The 15,519-nt window shown below is 62.6% G+C and carries 17 protein-coding genes; 8 read left to right on the forward strand and 9 right to left on the reverse strand.

The annotated features are described in order from the left end of the window. Positions 1-91: 91 nt before the first annotated feature. From QM996_RS09570 to QM996_RS09580, 3 genes are all read left to right on the forward strand, one after another. The gene (locus QM996_RS09570) at positions 92-214 is read left to right on the forward strand and encodes a hypothetical protein (protein WP_500270228.1); all 123 of its coding nucleotides are present in this window, start codon (positions 92-94) and stop codon (positions 212-214) included. Positions 215-688: 474 nt separating this feature from the next. After that, positions 689-1,072: a hypothetical protein gene (locus QM996_RS09575; RefSeq protein WP_500270229.1), complete on the forward strand. Its 384-nt coding sequence runs from the start codon at positions 689-691 to the stop codon at positions 1,070-1,072. A 407-nt stretch (positions 1,073-1,479) separates the two neighbouring features. Further along, positions 1,480-3,075: an ArnT family glycosyltransferase gene (locus tag QM996_RS09580; RefSeq protein WP_500270230.1), complete on the forward strand. Its 1,596-nt coding sequence runs from the start codon at positions 1,480-1,482 to the stop codon at positions 3,073-3,075. Between the two features lie 35 nt (positions 3,076-3,110). Here the strand turns inward: QM996_RS09580 and QM996_RS09585 are convergent, their stop codons facing one another. The 3 genes from QM996_RS09585 to QM996_RS09595 form a co-directional block, all read right to left on the reverse strand. Beyond that, positions 3,111-3,443 carry a hypothetical protein gene (locus QM996_RS09585; protein ID WP_500270231.1) on the reverse strand — a complete coding sequence of 111 codons (333 nt, stop codon included), beginning with the start codon at positions 3,441-3,443 and terminating at the stop codon, positions 3,111-3,113. A 364-nt stretch (positions 3,444-3,807) separates the two neighbouring features. Beyond that, complete coding sequence (gene ftsZ, locus QM996_RS09590) at positions 3,808-4,842, reverse strand: cell division protein FtsZ (RefSeq protein ID WP_500270232.1); 1,035 nt, start codon at positions 4,840-4,842, stop codon at positions 3,808-3,810. 458 nt (positions 4,843-5,300) lie between these two features. Further along, positions 5,301-5,909, reverse strand: a complete 609-nt coding sequence (locus tag QM996_RS09595) for a glutathione S-transferase family protein (protein WP_500270233.1) — start codon at positions 5,907-5,909, stop codon at positions 5,301-5,303. A 230-nt stretch (positions 5,910-6,139) separates the two neighbouring features. Here QM996_RS09595 and QM996_RS09600 point away from each other — a divergent pair, with 230 nt between their 5' ends. Further along, a complete protein-coding gene (locus QM996_RS09600) occupies positions 6,140-6,436 on the forward strand; it encodes a hypothetical protein (RefSeq protein WP_500270234.1) in 297 nt (98 codons plus the stop codon). A gap of 8 nt (positions 6,437-6,444) precedes the next feature. Here QM996_RS09600 and QM996_RS09605 read toward each other — a convergent pair whose 3' ends face one another. The 3 genes from QM996_RS09605 to QM996_RS09615 are packed head-to-tail and all read right to left on the reverse strand — an operon-like array spanning position 6,445 to position 10,249. Continuing rightward, complete coding sequence (locus QM996_RS09605) at positions 6,445-7,500, reverse strand: ABC transporter ATP-binding protein (protein ID WP_500270235.1); 1,056 nt, start codon at positions 7,498-7,500, stop codon at positions 6,445-6,447. Further along, positions 7,488-9,260: an ABC transporter permease gene (locus tag QM996_RS09610; protein WP_500270236.1), complete on the reverse strand. Its 1,773-nt coding sequence runs from the start codon at positions 9,258-9,260 to the stop codon at positions 7,488-7,490. The genes QM996_RS09605 and QM996_RS09610 overlap by 13 nt, the downstream gene beginning before the upstream one ends. A gap of 8 nt (positions 9,261-9,268) precedes the next feature. After that, a complete protein-coding gene (locus tag QM996_RS09615; protein WP_500270237.1) occupies positions 9,269-10,249 on the reverse strand; it encodes an ABC transporter substrate-binding protein in 981 nt (326 codons plus the stop codon). Between the two features lie 175 nt (positions 10,250-10,424). Between QM996_RS09615 and QM996_RS09620 the strand changes: the two genes are divergently transcribed. Continuing rightward, complete coding sequence (locus tag QM996_RS09620; RefSeq protein ID WP_500270238.1) at positions 10,425-10,892, forward strand: carboxymuconolactone decarboxylase family protein; 468 nt, start codon at positions 10,425-10,427, stop codon at positions 10,890-10,892. Further along, the gene (locus tag QM996_RS09625; protein WP_500270239.1) at positions 10,892-11,749 is read left to right on the forward strand and encodes a sigma-70 family RNA polymerase sigma factor; all 858 of its coding nucleotides are present in this window, start codon (positions 10,892-10,894) and stop codon (positions 11,747-11,749) included. The genes QM996_RS09620 and QM996_RS09625 overlap by 1 nt, the downstream gene beginning before the upstream one ends. Before the next feature lie 56 nt (positions 11,750-11,805). Here the strand turns inward: QM996_RS09625 and QM996_RS09630 are convergent, their stop codons facing one another. Both QM996_RS09630 and QM996_RS09635 read right to left on the reverse strand, forming a co-directional pair. Continuing rightward, positions 11,806-12,378: a hypothetical protein gene (locus QM996_RS09630; protein ID WP_500270240.1), complete on the reverse strand. Its 573-nt coding sequence runs from the start codon at positions 12,376-12,378 to the stop codon at positions 11,806-11,808. A 164-nt stretch (positions 12,379-12,542) separates the two neighbouring features. Next, positions 12,543-12,965, reverse strand: coding sequence for a RidA family protein (locus tag QM996_RS09635; protein WP_500270241.1), 423 nt, complete (start codon positions 12,963-12,965; stop codon positions 12,543-12,545). A 170-nt stretch (positions 12,966-13,135) separates the two neighbouring features. Between QM996_RS09635 and QM996_RS09640 the strand changes: the two genes are divergently transcribed. Continuing rightward, the gene (locus QM996_RS09640; protein WP_500270242.1) at positions 13,136-13,726 is read left to right on the forward strand and encodes a TetR/AcrR family transcriptional regulator; all 591 of its coding nucleotides are present in this window, start codon (positions 13,136-13,138) and stop codon (positions 13,724-13,726) included. 310 nt (positions 13,727-14,036) lie between these two features. Further along, the gene (locus tag QM996_RS09645; RefSeq protein WP_500270243.1) at positions 14,037-14,687 is read left to right on the forward strand and encodes a pyridoxamine 5'-phosphate oxidase family protein; all 651 of its coding nucleotides are present in this window, start codon (positions 14,037-14,039) and stop codon (positions 14,685-14,687) included. Positions 14,688-14,786: 99 nt separating this feature from the next. On the opposite strand, the gene QM996_RS09650 is transcribed toward QM996_RS09645, so the two are convergent. Beyond that, positions 14,787-15,392 carry a tRNA-specific adenosine deaminase gene (locus QM996_RS09650; protein WP_500270244.1) on the reverse strand — a complete coding sequence of 202 codons (606 nt, stop codon included), beginning with the start codon at positions 15,390-15,392 and terminating at the stop codon, positions 14,787-14,789. Positions 15,393-15,519: the final 127 nt, after the last annotated feature.

Consider the following 15,519-nt stretch of genomic DNA (forward strand, 5'->3'; position numbering starts at 1 on the left):
CCTTTCGACCGGGACCATCGGTTTCCGGTTCAACCCACCGCCCGGCCCAAAGAAGGAACATGGTCAGGCAGGAAGAGCTCGGAGCGCCCACATGCGTATCATCCTGGTAGCCCTCGTCGCGTCAGTCATGAGCATATTGGTGTTCAAATATGCCGATCATTCGCTCGGCAACACGCAGATCGTCGCAACCGCCGAAGAGCTTGCCGCCCTCTGACCGCGCTCCCGCGGCAGCGGTCAGCTCTCAATGACGCGGAACCGCTCAAACCGCCCGATCCGTCACCCGCGAAAATAGATCCGCCTCTCTCTTCCCCCCCGTCTCTCACTCTCCCAGTGCGCGAAATTGGTCGCGCCCAATTGCGCAACCGCTAATACGCGACGAACGATGAGGGAACGCTCCAAGCACGAAAGCGGTCTCATCTCACTCGCCTTCCCCAAATGGGTGAGGAACAATTCGTGAAAGCGAACCATGCGAGACCGGGCCGTCGACCGGCCCGGCGTCACGCCTCCTCGCCCCTGTTGTCCGAGAAGTGCGCAGCGGTCTTGCGATGACGAGATCGCGAAAGATCAAAGGCTTAAACCGCAAGGCGCGAAGCCGGAAGAGCGCGACGCGCGAGGGATCTTCAGGCACCTTGCCAAACGGTAAAGTTGCGATAGAAAACAAGGATAGACAATTTATACGATCGCCATCATGAGCCTTCGTTTCGTCGCCGGCGGTATGTCCATCGCGCTGTTGTGCGCAATCGCAATCATTCTGTTCGCACCTCGAACGGAACCAACGATGATAAGCTATTCCGAGTACGAGTGGGGACTGCCCGCACTGCGCAAGCGCCCCGGTGCCGCGCGGGAGTTCGTAGAGCTATGTGCGCCGGACATCGAAGCCGCACTCACCGAGTCGCAGCTTGAGGGAACGCGCTATTCCAACCGGGCCGAGATGGCGCAAGACCTCTGCCGGCGTTTTTTCAAGGTGATGATCGACGGCAGGCTCACGCTCGAGGAGATCAACCGCCCCGGCCTTCTTCCACTCTCGGTGATCGAGGAAGCCGAACGCCGGCCGCCGCGCTTCCCGCGATGACGGCAAGATCGCCCACAACAAGAAGGCCGGAGCGCGCGGCTCCGGCCTTCCTTTTCTTTCGCTCTCAAAACTCGTGCCAGTACATCCGTGGTCAAAGTCGAAAGCAGCTTGCGACTGCGAGCGTCGTGCTCAACAGTTTGCTTATATTAACTTTATAGGACCGGCCGTGTTTCTGGACAAGCTGTCCCTTTGGGTTACGGCACAGGCCAGGGATTAGTTTCGGCAACATTTCGAGGCCGGAAAGCAGGGCCGGTTTCCAGCTTTTCACGCCAAGACAATCAGCGATTACTTAATTATAGTCGCCTAGACTGGCGGCCGCAGGACCGGTGCCCGGCGGAAACCTTCCGCAAAGCACCCATCTCGCTCGCGGTCGTCGTCAGGGTCGTTCGGCGCGCCTGGGGAGGCATATGTCGGGGTTCGATCACAGGCACATGAATGCTGCGGCGCTCGCCGCGATCCTGGTGCTTGCCGCCCTCTTCCGCCTGCATGATGTCCGGCAGCCGCTCGTCGATGCCTTCAGCTGGCGCGAGGCGAGTACGGCAATGATGGCCGACAACTTCTTCCTGCGCAGCTGGAACATCTTCTTTCCGGAGGTGAGCTGGACCGGACCCGACCCCTCCTATCAGGGCCGCGAGCTCCAGGTCGTCTCCTATATCACCGCCCTCCTCTATGCCGTGTTCGGCTGGGATGAGACCTGGGGCCGGCTGGTCGCCATCGCCTTCGGCGTCTTTGGCGTCTTGGCGCTGCATCGGCTGATCGCGCGGCTTTGGGACGAGGCCCACGTCCATGCCGGCGCGCTGCTGCTGGCGATCATGCCGGGTGCGGTGATGATCGACCGCTCCTTCCTGCCGGATCCGGCCATGCTGGCGCTGGTGACGACCGGCGCCTGGGCCTATGTCGCCTATCTGCAGAACGACCGCCTGTCGCTTCTGATCATCGCAGGCCTCGTCACCACCACAGGCGTGCTTGCGAAGCTGCCGGGCATCGCGGTTGTCGTGCCGATGAGCTACGCGACCTTCGCCATCCTCAAGCGGCGCGGCAGGCTCAGCCTTGGCCGCCTCCTGGCAATCCTGCCGGTCGCCCTCGCCGCCGGCGCGCTCATCCTCAGCTATTACTGGTGGGCCCACTATCTCGGCACCAACTATCCGCCTTACCATGTCGCCGGCAGCGGCTATCTCTGGAGCGATGGGCTTTCGAGGTTTTTCGACGAAGCCTTCTACATCCCCGCCACCTGGAAGATCGCCAGCAACTGGCTCTTCACTCTGCCGGTGGTGGTGCTGGCAGGCATCGCGCTCCTGACCGCGCCGCCGGCGGCCAGCGATGCGGAGACGCAGGCAGGGTCCGCTCGTGCGCCCTGGTTCTTCCATGTCTGGTTCCTAGGGGCGGCTATCGTCTATGTGCTTGCCGCCCGCGAGATCAAGACCAACCCCTGGAACTTCCATATCTTCAACGTGGCCGTCGCAGCACTTGCCGGCCGCGGGCTGATCCTGCTGGTCGGCATCGGCCGCGAACAGGGGTTTTTCACCCGTGCGCTGCGGCTTACGGCGATCGCCGCCGTCGTCGTCATCGGCGGCAGCATCCCCGGCCTCACGCTGATGAAGACGCCCTATGCCGACCACGGCGAAAAGCTCGGCACCAGGCTCAGTGAGCTCAGCCGCCCCGGCGATCTCGTCATCACCGCGACGCCGACGATCGGCGATCCCGTGGCGATCTATTACAGCCGCCGCCGCGGCTGGGTCTTCCCGCCCGGCGGCGGCGAGACCGAATGGTCGATGCTGCTGGAGGACGACGACGCGATCGCGGCGCTGGAGGACCTGCGCGCCCGCAACGCCACCTGGTTCGGCATCACCAAGAACGCCCGCGACATGCAGCGGCGCAGGTTCCTCGAATACAACAGGGGCCTGATCGCGCATCTCGACCGCACGGCCGAGCGCGTCGTCGACGACGACACGATGCTGATCTACCGGTTGGCGCCTCGGGTAGATGCGGCGGCTTCGAACTAATGTTCGAACCGTCAAACGCGATCGTCACCGGCCCTTTACTCGGCCGCGTCGCGCAATTGCTCGCTTCGCCGAACAAAGAACTTGGTTTTGAAACCAAGATAGCCGAGCGCGAATATCACACCGAGGCCGACATACGCATTGGTGTGGAGTGTAACCAAGAGACCTAGCGCAAGTCCGCTGCCCAAGATGAACCCGAACCGGAAGGACCATGGTTTCCCACTTCCACCGTAGCTCGTCACCAGCGACGTGATTAGCCAGAGGAGCAAAATAAAGGCATATGGTCCCCATTCAGACAGCCAGAAAGGGCGAAGCAAAACGCCGGCGACGGTCAACGCTAACCCCAACACAAACATCAAACCGCGCACCATCCGCCCTCCAATCCGGCCAACCTCGAAGAAGGTCTTTTGGGCCGTCGTCTTGATGCTGGCGTCTACCGCGCGCGCTCATGCCAACAGGTTATTGGCCTGATTGCCTGCGTTCGTATTTGCAATTTATAGTTAGCGCTTTGGCAACGACGCTTCGCGCGAACTCAGTCTAGCTGTGCTGTTCGGCGATACCCGTCCATTTCTCCAGATCGCACCGCCTGGATACGGTTCGGCATTACACCAAGCCTTGCCTGCCGGCCAATCACCGCGTTCCGGCTCATCCTCATTCAAGCCTCCAAACGCAAGAATCCCCCCGATATGGGGTTCACATCGGGAGGATCCTTGAAGGAGGCGATGGATCCGCAAGCTACTGCAGCGTGCGGGTCGGGGCCGGTGCGGGCTGGCCGGCGGCAGCACCCGCGGCATTGTTGGCCGAACGGGCGGAGTCGAGGCCGGTCGCGACGACGGAGACGCGGAAGGTGCCGTCGAGCGTGCGGTCGAAGATCGAGCCGACGACGATGTCGGCCTCGTCATAGACCTCTTCGCGGATGCGGGTCGCAGCCTCGTCCACCTCGAACAGCGTCATGTCCATGCCGCCGGAAATCGAGATCAGGACGCCCTTGGCGCCGCGCATCGACACTTCGTCGAGCAGCGGGTTGGCGATCGCCGCTTCCGCCGCCTTCAGCGCCCGGCCCTCGCCGGTTGCCTCGCCGGTGCCCATCATCGCCCGGCCCATGCCCTTCATCACCGATTTCACGTCGGCGAAGTCGAGGTTGATCAGGCCTTCCTTGACGATCAGGTCGGTGATGCAGCCGACGCCGGAGTAAAGCACCCGGTCGGCGATCACGAAGGCATCGGCAAAGGTGGTCTTGGCATCGGCGATGCGGAAGAGGTTCTGGTTGGGGATGACGATCACGGTGTCGGCCGCCTCACGCAGCCGCTCGATGCCAGCTTCCGCCGTTTCCATGCGGCGCTTGCCCTCGAAGCTGAAGGGCTTGGTGACGACGCCGACGGTGAGGATGCCGGCCTTGCGCGCCGCTGCCGCAATCACCGGAGCCGCACCCGTACCCGTGCCGCCGCCCATGCCGGCGGTGACGAAGCACATATGCGTGCCGCCGAGGTGATCCATGATCTCGTCGATCGATTCTTCCGCCGCCGCCCGGCCAACATCCGGCAGCGAACCGGCACCGAGGCCCTCGGTGACGGCGGCGCCAAGCTGGATGATGCGCGACGACTTCGACATGGCGAGCGCCTGCGCGTCCGTATTGGCCACCACGAAATCGACGCCCTGAAGCCCTTCATTGATCATGTTGTTGATGGCGTTGCCGCCACCGCCGCCGACCCCGATGACGGTGATCTTCGGGCGCATTTCGGTGATCGTGGGCTTCTTGAAATCGTTCATGGCTTGTCTCCTAGAGCCGACGCCCTGCAGGCGCCGACGGCGGGCGAATCGGGCAGCTATTATTTTAGGAATTGAAAAAAGCCATGGAGAAGGCAAGAAAAAAGGTCGGAACACCTATCCACATAAGTATTTTAGCGGGGCCGGAAAAGGGGGAAATCAGGCTCCGGACTTCGGCCACAGAATGAATAAATCAGATTAGCAATCAAAGGCTTAGAACGCGTCTGCCCCTCACCCTAACCCTCTCCCCGCAGGCGGGGAGAGGGGACGCGGATGACGGCCGGCTCCCAAACCGAGACGTGCCGGCAGTGAAGACGGCGGCCGAGCTTGGCCGAGGTAGAACCAGCGGCCGCCGCGAGTCTCCTTCTCCCCGTCAAAACGGGGAGAAGGTGGCCGGCAGGCCGGATGAGGGGCACGCCCCATGAGCCACATAGACGAAGTCCGCCTGCGCTTGTTGAGCCTTACGCCTCAAAACTCGGCCGCGAGCGCACCCGTTCCAGCCAGCGCTGGACATTTTTCGCCGAAGCCGGGATCTCCAGGCCGAAGACGTCGCAGAGCCAGGCGGTGACGCCGGCGGTGATGTCGGCGATCGAGAATTCGTCGCCCGCCAGGAACGGCCGCCCGTCCGAAAGCTCGTCGTCGAGCCAGCCCCATTTCTTCGGCACCGCCAGCCGCTCGGTCTCGGCAAAGGCCGGAAACTGCGTCAGCCGCTCGGCAAAGAAGGCATCCGAATGCAGCGCCACATTGCCGACGGTGCCGAGGATCACCAACTCGGCGCGTCGGTTCCACATCTCCACCTTGGCGCGGCTGACGGCATCGTGACCGAAGAGCTGCGGCTCGCGCTTCGTCTCCTCGAGATAACGGCAAATCGCGACGCTCTCGGTAATGATCGTGCCGTCGTCGAGCTCCAGCACCGGAATCTGGCCGAGTGAATTGACCGCCAGGAACTCCGGCGCCCGGTGCTCACCCTTGGCGAAATCGACATTCACCATCGGCAGCGAAATCCCCTTCTCCGCCAGGAAGATGCGCACGCGATACGAATTCGGTCCTATGCCCTGATAGAGCTTCATCTGATCCTCCTGTCGATGAGGTCACCCGCCTCGTTTCTCCTCAACCGCACTTCAAGCGGAATACTGATTGTTTATAGCAACCGGTTGCATATTACTCAACGGTTCATTTCAGCAGGGCCGAAATTCTTGAACTCTGCTCCCGGTTTCCCATTACGAAGGATGAAGCGGAAGCGGGGCAGCTTGAATATCGCCGGCCATCATGCTTGCCTCCGTAAAACAGGAGCCTTGCCATGTTCGCCCGGTCTGCCGCCCTTTGCCTCGTCGTCCTCCTCGTCGCCAGTCAAGCCGCAGCAGCCCTTGCGCCGAACTATCAGCGCGCCCGCGAGTTGAACGCCGTCATCAACGCGGTCGCCGTCGCCGTTCCCAAATATCCGATCGACAAGGTCATCAGCCAGGGCCGCGACCGCTATGCGGTCATCGCCGGAAAATGCACGGTCATCGCGAAGATCGTCGGGCTGCCGTCAAAGCCAGGCCTGGTCGGCCCGCGGCAATTCGAGGTCCAGCTCGACAAGCCCGATTGCGATTGAGGCCGAAGCTAGAGCCGCCAGCCCCGGCTTATCACGAACCGCGCCATCTCCCCCGGCTTCATCGCGCTTTCGCCATAGGCTTTCAGCACCTGCCCGTCAGAGAGCGCCAGCGTCAGCGCAAAACGTTCGCCCTCGAACACGCAGGATATGACCCGAAACGCCATCCCCTCGCCGTCGCGGCGCACATGCTCCGGCCGCACGAGCACGTCGCGAACTGGCACGTCGCGCACTGCCCCATTGCCCGCAGCCGCCTCGCCGATGCCGCCAAGGGCTGCCCGCAGCATCGGCCATTCCAACGCCCTTAGCGCCCCCTCCGGCACGGCCAGCTTGAGCACCGAGCCGCGGCCGATCAGGCCGCCGACGACGGCGCCTTCGGGCCTTGCGTAGATTTCGGCCGGCGGCGCCATCTGCATCAGCCGCCCCTCGGACATGACCGCCACGTCGGTCGCAAGCGCCATCGCTTCCGCCTGGTCGTGCGTCACATAGATCATCGTCGCGCCGGAGCGTTCGTGGAAGATGCGGAAGGTCTCCTCCATCGACTTGCGCAGATGCTGGTCGAGATTGGCAAGCGGCTCGTCGAGCAGCACCACGTCGGGCGAGGTCACCAGGCAGCGGGCCAAGGCGACGCGCTGGCGCTGGCCGCCGGAAAGGGCGGCCGGCCGGCGTTCGGCATAGTCGGTGAGCTTCACCAGCGCCAGCGCCTCGCCGACGCTTCTGCGCCACGCCTCCCCGGAAATGCCGCGCACCTTCAAGGGATAGCCGACATTTTCGGCCACCGTCATATGCGGCCAGAGCGCATAGGACTGGAACACCATCGCCATGTTACGCCGCTCCGGCGGCAGCGCCCGCGACGCGTCGGAAAGGCGCCTTTCGCCGAAATCGATCGAGCCGTCGCTCGGGCGCTCGAAGCCGGCGATCATGCGCAGCACCGTCGTCTTGCCGCAGCCGGATGGCCCGAGCAGCGCCAGGAAGCCGCCTTCCCGCACCGTCAGCGAAACATCGGAAACCGCCGGCCGGCCGCCGCCGAAATCTTTGGTGAGGTGGTTGAGGATCAGTTGCGCCACGGCAGCACGCCCTCGGGAAGATATTTTGCAAGCGCCTCGAGCGCGGCCATCAAGGCGACGACCATCACCACGACGAGCACGGAGAGTGCTGCGGCAAGGTCCGAAGAGCCGCTGTCGTCGAGATTGAAGATGGCGACACCGAGCGTCTGCGTTCCGGCCGACCAGAGCAGCGCCGAGACCGTGAGTTCGTTTGCGGCGATCAGGAAGACGAGGATGATCGCAGCCCCCGCAGCCGGCGCCACCAAGGGCAGGATCACGTCGCCCATGCGCCGCAGGAAACCGGCGCCCGAGAGCCGTGCGGCCTCTTCGAGCGACGGGTCCATCTGCAGGAAGGCGCTCATCACAGGCTTGAGGCTGACGGCCAGGAACGAGGAGAAATAGGCGATCAGGATGATCCAGATCGTGCCGTAGAGCGAGACGTTGAGGAGTGGCAGCGGCGCTGCAAAGGTGAGGATGAAGGCGACGGCAAGCACGATGCCCGGCAGCGCATAGGGAATTTCGATGAGGATGCCGAGCGCATCGGCAAGCCACCCCTTGCGCCGGGTCATCAGGTAAGCGGCCGGCACCGAAACGGCGAGAAGGCCGAAGGCCGAAGCGATCGCAAGGAACATCGAGTTGGCAAATGCTTTCAGCGTCATCGACTGGCGGAAGAGGATTTCCTCGTAAGCGCGCAGCGACACGGTTTGCCAATTGAGCGGCACGCCATAGGCCGGCACCAGCGAACTCGCGACGAGGGCTGCCAATGGCGCCACCAGCACGAGAAACAGGATCGCCGCCAGCGCCAGTTCCACGACCGGGCGGAATCGGCCGAGCGAAAAGGCGGCATTCGCGCCGGCGAGACCGATGATGCGATAGTCCCGGCCGGAAAGGGCGCGCTGTTGCAGAATCAGCCCGGCCGCGGCAATCACAGCGATCAGGCTGGAAAGCAACGCGATCTCGCCGAAAGTGTCGGCGCCGAAGCTCGCGAGCCGCGTATAGATCAGGGTCGGCAGCACCTCGATCCCGGCGGGAATGCCGAGGATCGCCGGTATGCCGAAATTGCCGACGCCGGAAACGAACGCGATCGCGGCACCGGCAATCAGCCCCGGCAGCGACAGCGGCGCGACGATGTCGCTGATGACGCGGAACGGCGAAGCGCCCGCAAGCCTTGCCGCCTCCACCCCGTCGCGCGGGGAAGCGTTGAGCCCCGCTTTCAGGGCCAGGAAAACCAACGGCGCGTGTTGGACGCCGAGCAGCAGCGAAATGCCGCCAAGCGAATAGAGCGGCTGCGGGCTGCCGAGCGGCGGCGCGAGCCCAAGCGTCTTTAACAGCGGGCTTGCCGGCCCGGTCATCTCCACCCAGGCAAGTGCCGTCACCTGCGGCGGGATCATCATCGGCAGCATGAAGGAAAAACTCAGGGTGAGCTTGCCGCGCACATCGGTCAGCGCCACCGAGAAGGCGAAGAGCGCGCCGATGACGACAGAAACGACCATGCCGCCGGTGGCCGTTATCAGTGTGTTGCGGATCGCCGCTGATGTCGCGGGCTCGGTGAGCACGCCAATGGATTGACCGGAGATGAGCCCCGCAAAGCCGGCCTTCGCCAGGCTGATCAGCGGCAGCAGGCAGAGCAGAAACAGGTAGGCGATAACGAAGGGCACCAGCCAGCGCGGCTCGGCAGCGGGGCTCGCCCCCGCCCGCACCGGCGGCACGCCCTTCGCCCGGCCTTGAAAGGGAAAGCGCAGCCAGCGGGGCCGGCTGCGAAAATCGTTGCGTTCGAGCATTCCAGCGATCAGTTCGTGCCGAAGATGCCGGAGAAGGTTTTGAGGTCCGTGTCGGAGTTCTTCACCGCTTCCGCCGCATTGACCGGCAGCACCTTGATCGTCTCGCGCGCCGGATAGCCCTCCGGCAGCGCCACGCCGTTGCGGGCCGGAATGTAGCCCATCTCCGCCGCCGTCTTCTGGCCCTCCTCGGACAAGAGGAAGTCGACGAACTTCTTCGCGGCCTCGACGTTCTTGGCGGTCTTCAGGATGCCGACCGGCTCGGTCACGGCCGAAACGCCCTCGGCGGGGAAGACGAATTCCACCGGCGTGCCCTTGGCCTTCTCGCGGATCGCCATGAAATCGACGAGCATGCCATAGGCCTTCTCGCCGGTTGCCACCGCCTTCAAGACGCCGCCATTGCCGCCGGCGGCGGTGGCGCCGTTTGCGGCGAGCGCCTTGTAATAATCCCAGCCGAGACCGTCGATGCCGGTCAGCGTCTGCGCATGGATCAGCGCCGCGCCCGAGGTCAGCGGGCTCGGCATGGTGACGAGGCCCTTGGCTTCGGGTTTGCTGAGATCCTGCCAGCCCGCGGGCTTCATCGCGGCGGAGGTATTGTAGACGATGCCGGTCGTGATCATCTTGGTGGAGTAATAGGCGCCGTCGGCATCATAGAGCGAGGCATCGTAGCTCGCCGCTTCCGGCGACTTGTAGTTTTCCAGATGCCCGGCTTCCTTCAGCCGCTGCATGGTCACGGTATCGGCGATCAGCAGCACGTCGGCGACCGGATTGCCGGCCTCGATCTCGGCCATCAGCTTGGCCATGATCTTCGTCGTGCCCTCGCGCACCCACTCCACCTCGATGCCGGGATTGGCCGCCTGGAAGGCATCGACGGTCGCCTGCGCATCCTCGTTCGGCTGGCTGGTATAGAGCACCAGGTTTTCGGCGTAAGCGGCGGTCGAAAGCAGGGCTGCGGTAAGCGCGCCGACAAGGACGGAAACGAACGATTTCATGAATATACCCTCGTGTTGAAACTGGCGCCGAGGGATAGAGCCGCCTTTTTACAGGGGTGTGACAGGCCGAACTACATGCAGCCTGTCCCAAGAAATCCAAAAAATTTCGCGCCGATGTCACACCGGCCGTAGCTCGCTCGTCATGGTATCGGAACCAACGAAAGGAAACGGAACCATGACTGCCAAGATCGACCTTTTCGCCGCCGCACCGCAACTGATGAAGAACTGGATGGGTACATCCGTCGCCGTCGCCGCGAGCCTCGACCAGACCATCATCGAGCTCGTCAAGATCCGCGCGTCGCAGATCAACGGCTGCGCCAACTGCATCAACATGCACACGCAGGAAGCCCGCGAGAAGGGCGAAACCGAGCAGCGCATCTACCTGCTTTCCGCCTGGCGTGAGGCGCCCTGCTATTCCGATCGCGAACGCGCCGCGCTAGGCTGGACCGAAGCGCTGACCAGGCTTTCGGAAGGCCACGCCCACGAAAAGGCCTACGAAGCGCTGAAGCAACATTTCACCGAGGAGGAACAGGTGAAGCTCACGCTGATGATCAACGTCATCAATGGCTGGAACCGCCTCGCGGTCGGCTTCGGCCTCTGGGTCGATCCGGCGGAAGCCAAGGCCGCGCAGGCCGCCGCCTGATGGGGAGTTCGCCCCAGGAGGACGCAGCGGCCGCTTTCGACCCGCTGCGTCCGAAGCTGATCCGTGTCGCTTATCGCATGCTCGGCTCGGTCGCCGATGCGGAGGACATGGTGCAGGAGGCCTTCATCCGCTGGATGGGGGCCGACCGCACGGCGGTGCGCGAACCCGAAGCGTTCCTGCGCCGCACGGTGACCAGGCTCTGCCTCGATCAGTTGAAATCCGCCCGGCTTAAGCGCGAGACCTATGTCGGCCCCTGGCTTCCCGATCCGGTCGTCGAGGAGGAGCCGGAGGATGACGTCACCCTGCCGCTGATGCTGGCGCTCGAGCGGCTCTCGCCGCTGGAACGCGCCGCCTTCCTGCTGCACGACGTCTTCGGCCTGAGCTTCGACGAAGTCGCGGCGACAATCGAACGCGACGCCGCCGCCTGCCGCCAGCTTGCGGCCCGCGCCCGCACCCATGTACGCGAGGAGCGGCCGCGCTTCCAGATCGAGCAGCAGCGCGGCCTCGAAATCGCCAACGCCTTCTACGCCGCCTCCCGCAGCGGCGACATGAAGAAGCTCGGCGCCATGCTCGCAGCCGATGTCAGCGTGCATTCCGACGGCGGCGGCAAACGCCCGGCGGCGATGCGGCCGATCCTCGGCTTCGACGCCGTGATGAAGGTGCACGAGCAACTCGCCGCCCTCTTCGCCAAACATGGGTCGACGCTCGTGCGCACCGGCTTCATCAACGGCCTCCCCGGCTTCGTCACGCGCGAAGCGGACGGCGAGCTGCAGTCGACCGCGCTCGAAATCGAGGACGGCAAGGTCGTGGCGATTTACGTGGTGCGCAACCCGGACAAGCTTGCACATCTGCATTAGGTTCGGGATTGGGCGGCAGAGCATTCGACCGCTTTGCTCCAAAGCGGTCACGCCTTTCAATCGGTCCGCCGAAGGCGCTCGACATACAGGCCCAAGCTGGTGCCGCGGCCAATTAAAAGGATCCGGTCGCCCGGTTCGAGACCGCGCCTGAAATCGTCCGGAACGCTGCATAGGCTGTTGAAGAGCATCGGAAGGTCGTGCAGTTCGATCACCGATCGGCATCCACCGTAACCATGGCGAGGGACGTCCTCCACGGTGAAAAGAAGCTCGACTTGATGGCCCGCGATCGACGCGAGGACCATCGGGCCGGCAAGGACAACCAAACTGCTTCCAACGACGTAACCGATTAACGGCGAGCCTACGAACGCCACGGCTCTCTTCAGCGCGCTGCCCTGAACGCGATAGTTGCTCCTGCAGGCGATCCACAGGAAGGTCACCCCAAATATCAGGCCAGTGGCGATCCCAGGAATGTTTGTCCTCGCCGCCCATTCGATCGACGGCAGAAACTGATGGCCAAATATCCTCGCGAAAATAGGCAGGGCAGCAGCGGAAAACAGCAAGACAGCACGCAGAAAAAGGGCCCGGCCAGGCAGCTTCTTCTGCGCTATATCCTCGTTTGCATCAGCCATGAGCCCCACTTTGCCCAAAGAAATCCCTCAACTACTCTTTGGCATACCGAAGGTTGTGGACTCAAGAGCGTCGCAAAAGGGCTTCTTGCCGGCCTAATTCATGTGCGCCCGGCGGCGGCGCAAGGGATGCGACGCCGCCCTATTACTCCGTATGGCGCGCGAACTCACACTGCCCGATCGCGCCCAACTCCCGCGCTCGCCGGAATCCGCGCGATCACCTTGATCTCGAAGTCGAAGCCGGCGAGCCAATTGACGCCGATGGCGGTCCAGTTCGGATAGGGCTTTTCGGAGAAGATCCGGTTCTTGACGGCCATGATCGTCTCGAACTGGTTTTCCGGGTCGGTGTGGAAGGTCGTGACGTCGACAATGTCGTCGAAACTGCAGCCGGCCGCCTTCAGCGTTGCCCCGAGATTGTCGAAGGCGCGCTCGACCTGGCGGGCGAAATCCGGCTCGGGCGTGCCGTCCTCGCGGCTGCCGACCTGGCCGGAAACGAACAGCAGGTCCTCGGAGCGGATCGCGGCGGAATAGCCGTGCGCCTCGTAGAGCGCGTGGCGGTTTGCAGGAAAGATTGCGTCGCGTGGAGTCATCGGTCTGGTCCTTTTCTTGAAATCCAGGGCGCAGAGACGGGCACGCGCTGCCCGATCAGGCAGAACTTCACAAAACCCGCTCCATTTGATATACGCCGCGTATATGAACTAACCAAATACGACGCGTATGTCAAATTCATATACGCGCCGTATATGAATTTGAGGACCGCATGGCCAGACGCCGCCAGGAGACGATGGAAGAAAACCGCGCCAAGCTGATCGCGGCTGGCCGGAAGGCCTTCGCGGAAAAGGGCTATGCCGCCGCCTCGATGGATGAACTCACCGCCGATGTCGGCCTGACGCGCGGCGCGCTCTACCACAATTTCGGCGACAAGCGCGGCCTGCTCGCCGCCGTCGTCAACCAGATCGACAGCGAAATGGCTGCGCGCGCCAAGGAGATCGGCAGCGGCAGCGAAGACGGCTGGCAGGCGATGCTCGCCGAAGGCACAGCCTATATCGAGATGGCGCTCGATCCGGAGGTGCAGCGGATCGTGCTGCTCGACGGGCCAGCGGTGCTCGGCGACCCCTCGAAATGGCCGAGCCAGAACAGCTGCCTGCTGGCGACGCGGCAGACCGTCGAGCGCCTGCTCGAACAGGGCATCCTGAAGCCGGTCGATCCGGAAGCCGCGGCAAGGCTCTTGAGCGGCGCCGCTCTCAACGCCGCCCTCTGGGTGGCTGCCAGCGACGATCCGAAGGCCGTGCTGCCGAAGGCGATCGACGCCTTCCGGTCGATGGTTTCCGGCTTTCTGGCGGAACGCTGAAGCGCCCGCGCGTCTCGGACAGGATGCGCTCGACCCAGCGCCCCTACGACCTCCCTTCATCGAGAAAGCCGTAACAGGTTTTCGGCGTTGCGCCGGAATGACGCTTGCACAAATGCGGTCTGTATCGGCTCTGCAACTTCAGTAATCGGTCAAACTTGGCCTTCTTGACCGCATCGAGATTTGACGATACTGCTGCACATGAGGTACGTACCTCATTGATGAAGCGCGCATCGGAAACGTTGAGGAACTGGGCGCTGGCTAGGGAATCCCGAGGAACTGACTGATCAAGCCAATTTCGAAAGGCAGGGCAATGAAGGGGCTCAAGCTCAATAAAGAATTCACGATAACGGATGAACAATCTCTCAGAAGTCTTTTTGATGCGACACATGGTCTGGCAATACTGAAATGTCAGGACACTCTCGGGGAACACGCGCAAGAGTTTATTAGGCGTTCGCCCTTCTTGTGCATCGGCACACAAAATCTGGATGGGAAAGCAGACGTCAGTCCTCGCGGCGACCCTGCCGGTTTTGTCAAAATCCTGAATGAGCACACGCTGGCGATACCCGATCGACCGGGCAACAACCGCCTCGACAGCCTGGTCAATATCATCGCCAATCCGAGCGTCGGGCTGCTGTTCATCGTTCCGGGATTTGACGATACGTTACGCGTGAATGGGCAGGCCACTCTGGTCAATGATCCTGAACTTCTGAAGACCATGATTGTCAATGATCGCGCGCCTAAACTCGCGATCGTGGTTAGGGTGCGTGAGGTTTTCATGCACTGCGCCAAGGCCTTTCGGCGCTCTCATTTGTGGAACCCGGATCATTTCCAAAATCGGGCCGAGATGCCGTCACTCGTAAAAATCATTCTGGACGAAACAACTGGCGCACCCACGGATAAGGATGAGATGCGCAAAATGGACGACGATCTGGAAGAGGATTATCGCAGAACGCTTTACTAGAGCATCCCGCTCTCAAGTGAAATCACTTGAGAGCGGAAAGATGCTCTAGAATCAAAGGGCTAGAGCGACCTTGGTGCGTTCATAAGAATGCACGGCGCTCTAGTTCAACGGAATGGCATTGCCTTCTTTGCTATCCTGATAGGCGGCCGAGAGTTCGTCATATTTGGCGCGGATCGCATCGGCGCGGGACTTCAGTTCCTTCCGCTGCGCCTCGGGCAGGCCATCGATCAGCGCGTGGATCGACTGGCCCTTCCAGAACGCGTTCGTCCGGTTGTAGCCGCCGGGCTCCAGCGTGAAGACCTCCTTCAGGATCTTGAGATCGTGCGGGATGGAGAACGAGTCACGGGAATCCTCGTGGCTGAAGAAGTAATAGAAATTGTCGAAGCCCGCCCAGGTGATCGCCGACAGACACATCGAGCAGGGCTCGTGCGTGGAGAGAAAGATGAGGTCGCGGCTATCCGGCCGATCGGTACCCTCGATCTCGTAGAAGCGCTTCAGCGTGTGCACTTCGCCGTGCCAGAGCGGGTTTTCCGTCTCGTTGTTGGTCTCGACGAGCACGGTAGAAAGGTCGGACTTGCGCATGAGTGCCGCGCCGAAGATCTTGTTGCCGGCGGCAACGCCCGCTTCCGTTGCCGGAATGATGCCGCGCTCCATGGTGCCGAGCAGCGCGTCGAGGAGTTGGTAGTTGTCGGTCTCTTGTGTCATTCCCAATGTCCTTTTGTCGGGTTTTCAATCAACGCCAGGAAAAACAGGAAGCGGCTTCCTGCCCGGAATGGCGGGTTTCAAAAGCAATTCCAGGAAAAGTGCGAAGCGGTTTTCCGTCCGGAATTGC

This window comes from Sinorhizobium chiapasense, assembly GCF_045277575.1.
GTDB lineage: Bacteria > Pseudomonadota > Alphaproteobacteria > Rhizobiales > Rhizobiaceae > Ensifer > Ensifer chiapasense_A.

Coding starts and splice junctions, on each gene's coding strand:
- QM996_RS09570 (WP_500270228.1), top strand. CDS start 92: ATGCGTATCATCCTGGTAGCCCTCGTCGCGTCAGTCATGAGCATATTG.
- QM996_RS09575 (WP_500270229.1), top strand. CDS start 689: ATGAGCCTTCGTTTCGTCGCCGGCGGTATGTCCATCGCGCTGTTGTGC.
- QM996_RS09580 (WP_500270230.1), top strand. CDS start 1,480: ATGTCGGGGTTCGATCACAGGCACATGAATGCTGCGGCGCTCGCCGCG.
- QM996_RS09585 (WP_500270231.1), bottom strand. CDS start 3,443: ATGGTGCGCGGTTTGATGTTTGTGTTGGGGTTAGCGTTGACCGTCGCC.
- ftsZ (WP_500270232.1), bottom strand. CDS start 4,842: ATGAACGATTTCAAGAAGCCCACGATCACCGAAATGCGCCCGAAGATC.
- QM996_RS09595 (WP_500270233.1), bottom strand. CDS start 5,909: ATGAAGCTCTATCAGGGCATAGGACCGAATTCGTATCGCGTGCGCATC.
- QM996_RS09600 (WP_500270234.1), top strand. CDS start 6,140: ATGTTCGCCCGGTCTGCCGCCCTTTGCCTCGTCGTCCTCCTCGTCGCC.
- QM996_RS09610 (WP_500270236.1), bottom strand. CDS start 9,260: ATGCTCGAACGCAACGATTTTCGCAGCCGGCCCCGCTGGCTGCGCTTT.
- QM996_RS09615 (WP_500270237.1), bottom strand. CDS start 10,249: ATGAAATCGTTCGTTTCCGTCCTTGTCGGCGCGCTTACCGCAGCCCTG.
- QM996_RS09620 (WP_500270238.1), top strand. CDS start 10,425: ATGACTGCCAAGATCGACCTTTTCGCCGCCGCACCGCAACTGATGAAG.
- QM996_RS09625 (WP_500270239.1), top strand. CDS start 10,892: ATGGGGAGTTCGCCCCAGGAGGACGCAGCGGCCGCTTTCGACCCGCTG.
- QM996_RS09630 (WP_500270240.1), bottom strand. CDS start 12,378: ATGGCTGATGCAAACGAGGATATAGCGCAGAAGAAGCTGCCTGGCCGG.
- QM996_RS09635 (WP_500270241.1), bottom strand. CDS start 12,965: ATGACTCCACGCGACGCAATCTTTCCTGCAAACCGCCACGCGCTCTAC.
- QM996_RS09640 (WP_500270242.1), top strand. CDS start 13,136: ATGGCCAGACGCCGCCAGGAGACGATGGAAGAAAACCGCGCCAAGCTG.
- QM996_RS09645 (WP_500270243.1), top strand. CDS start 14,037: ATGAAGGGGCTCAAGCTCAATAAAGAATTCACGATAACGGATGAACAA.
- QM996_RS09650 (WP_500270244.1), bottom strand. CDS start 15,392: ATGACACAAGAGACCGACAACTACCAACTCCTCGACGCGCTGCTCGGC.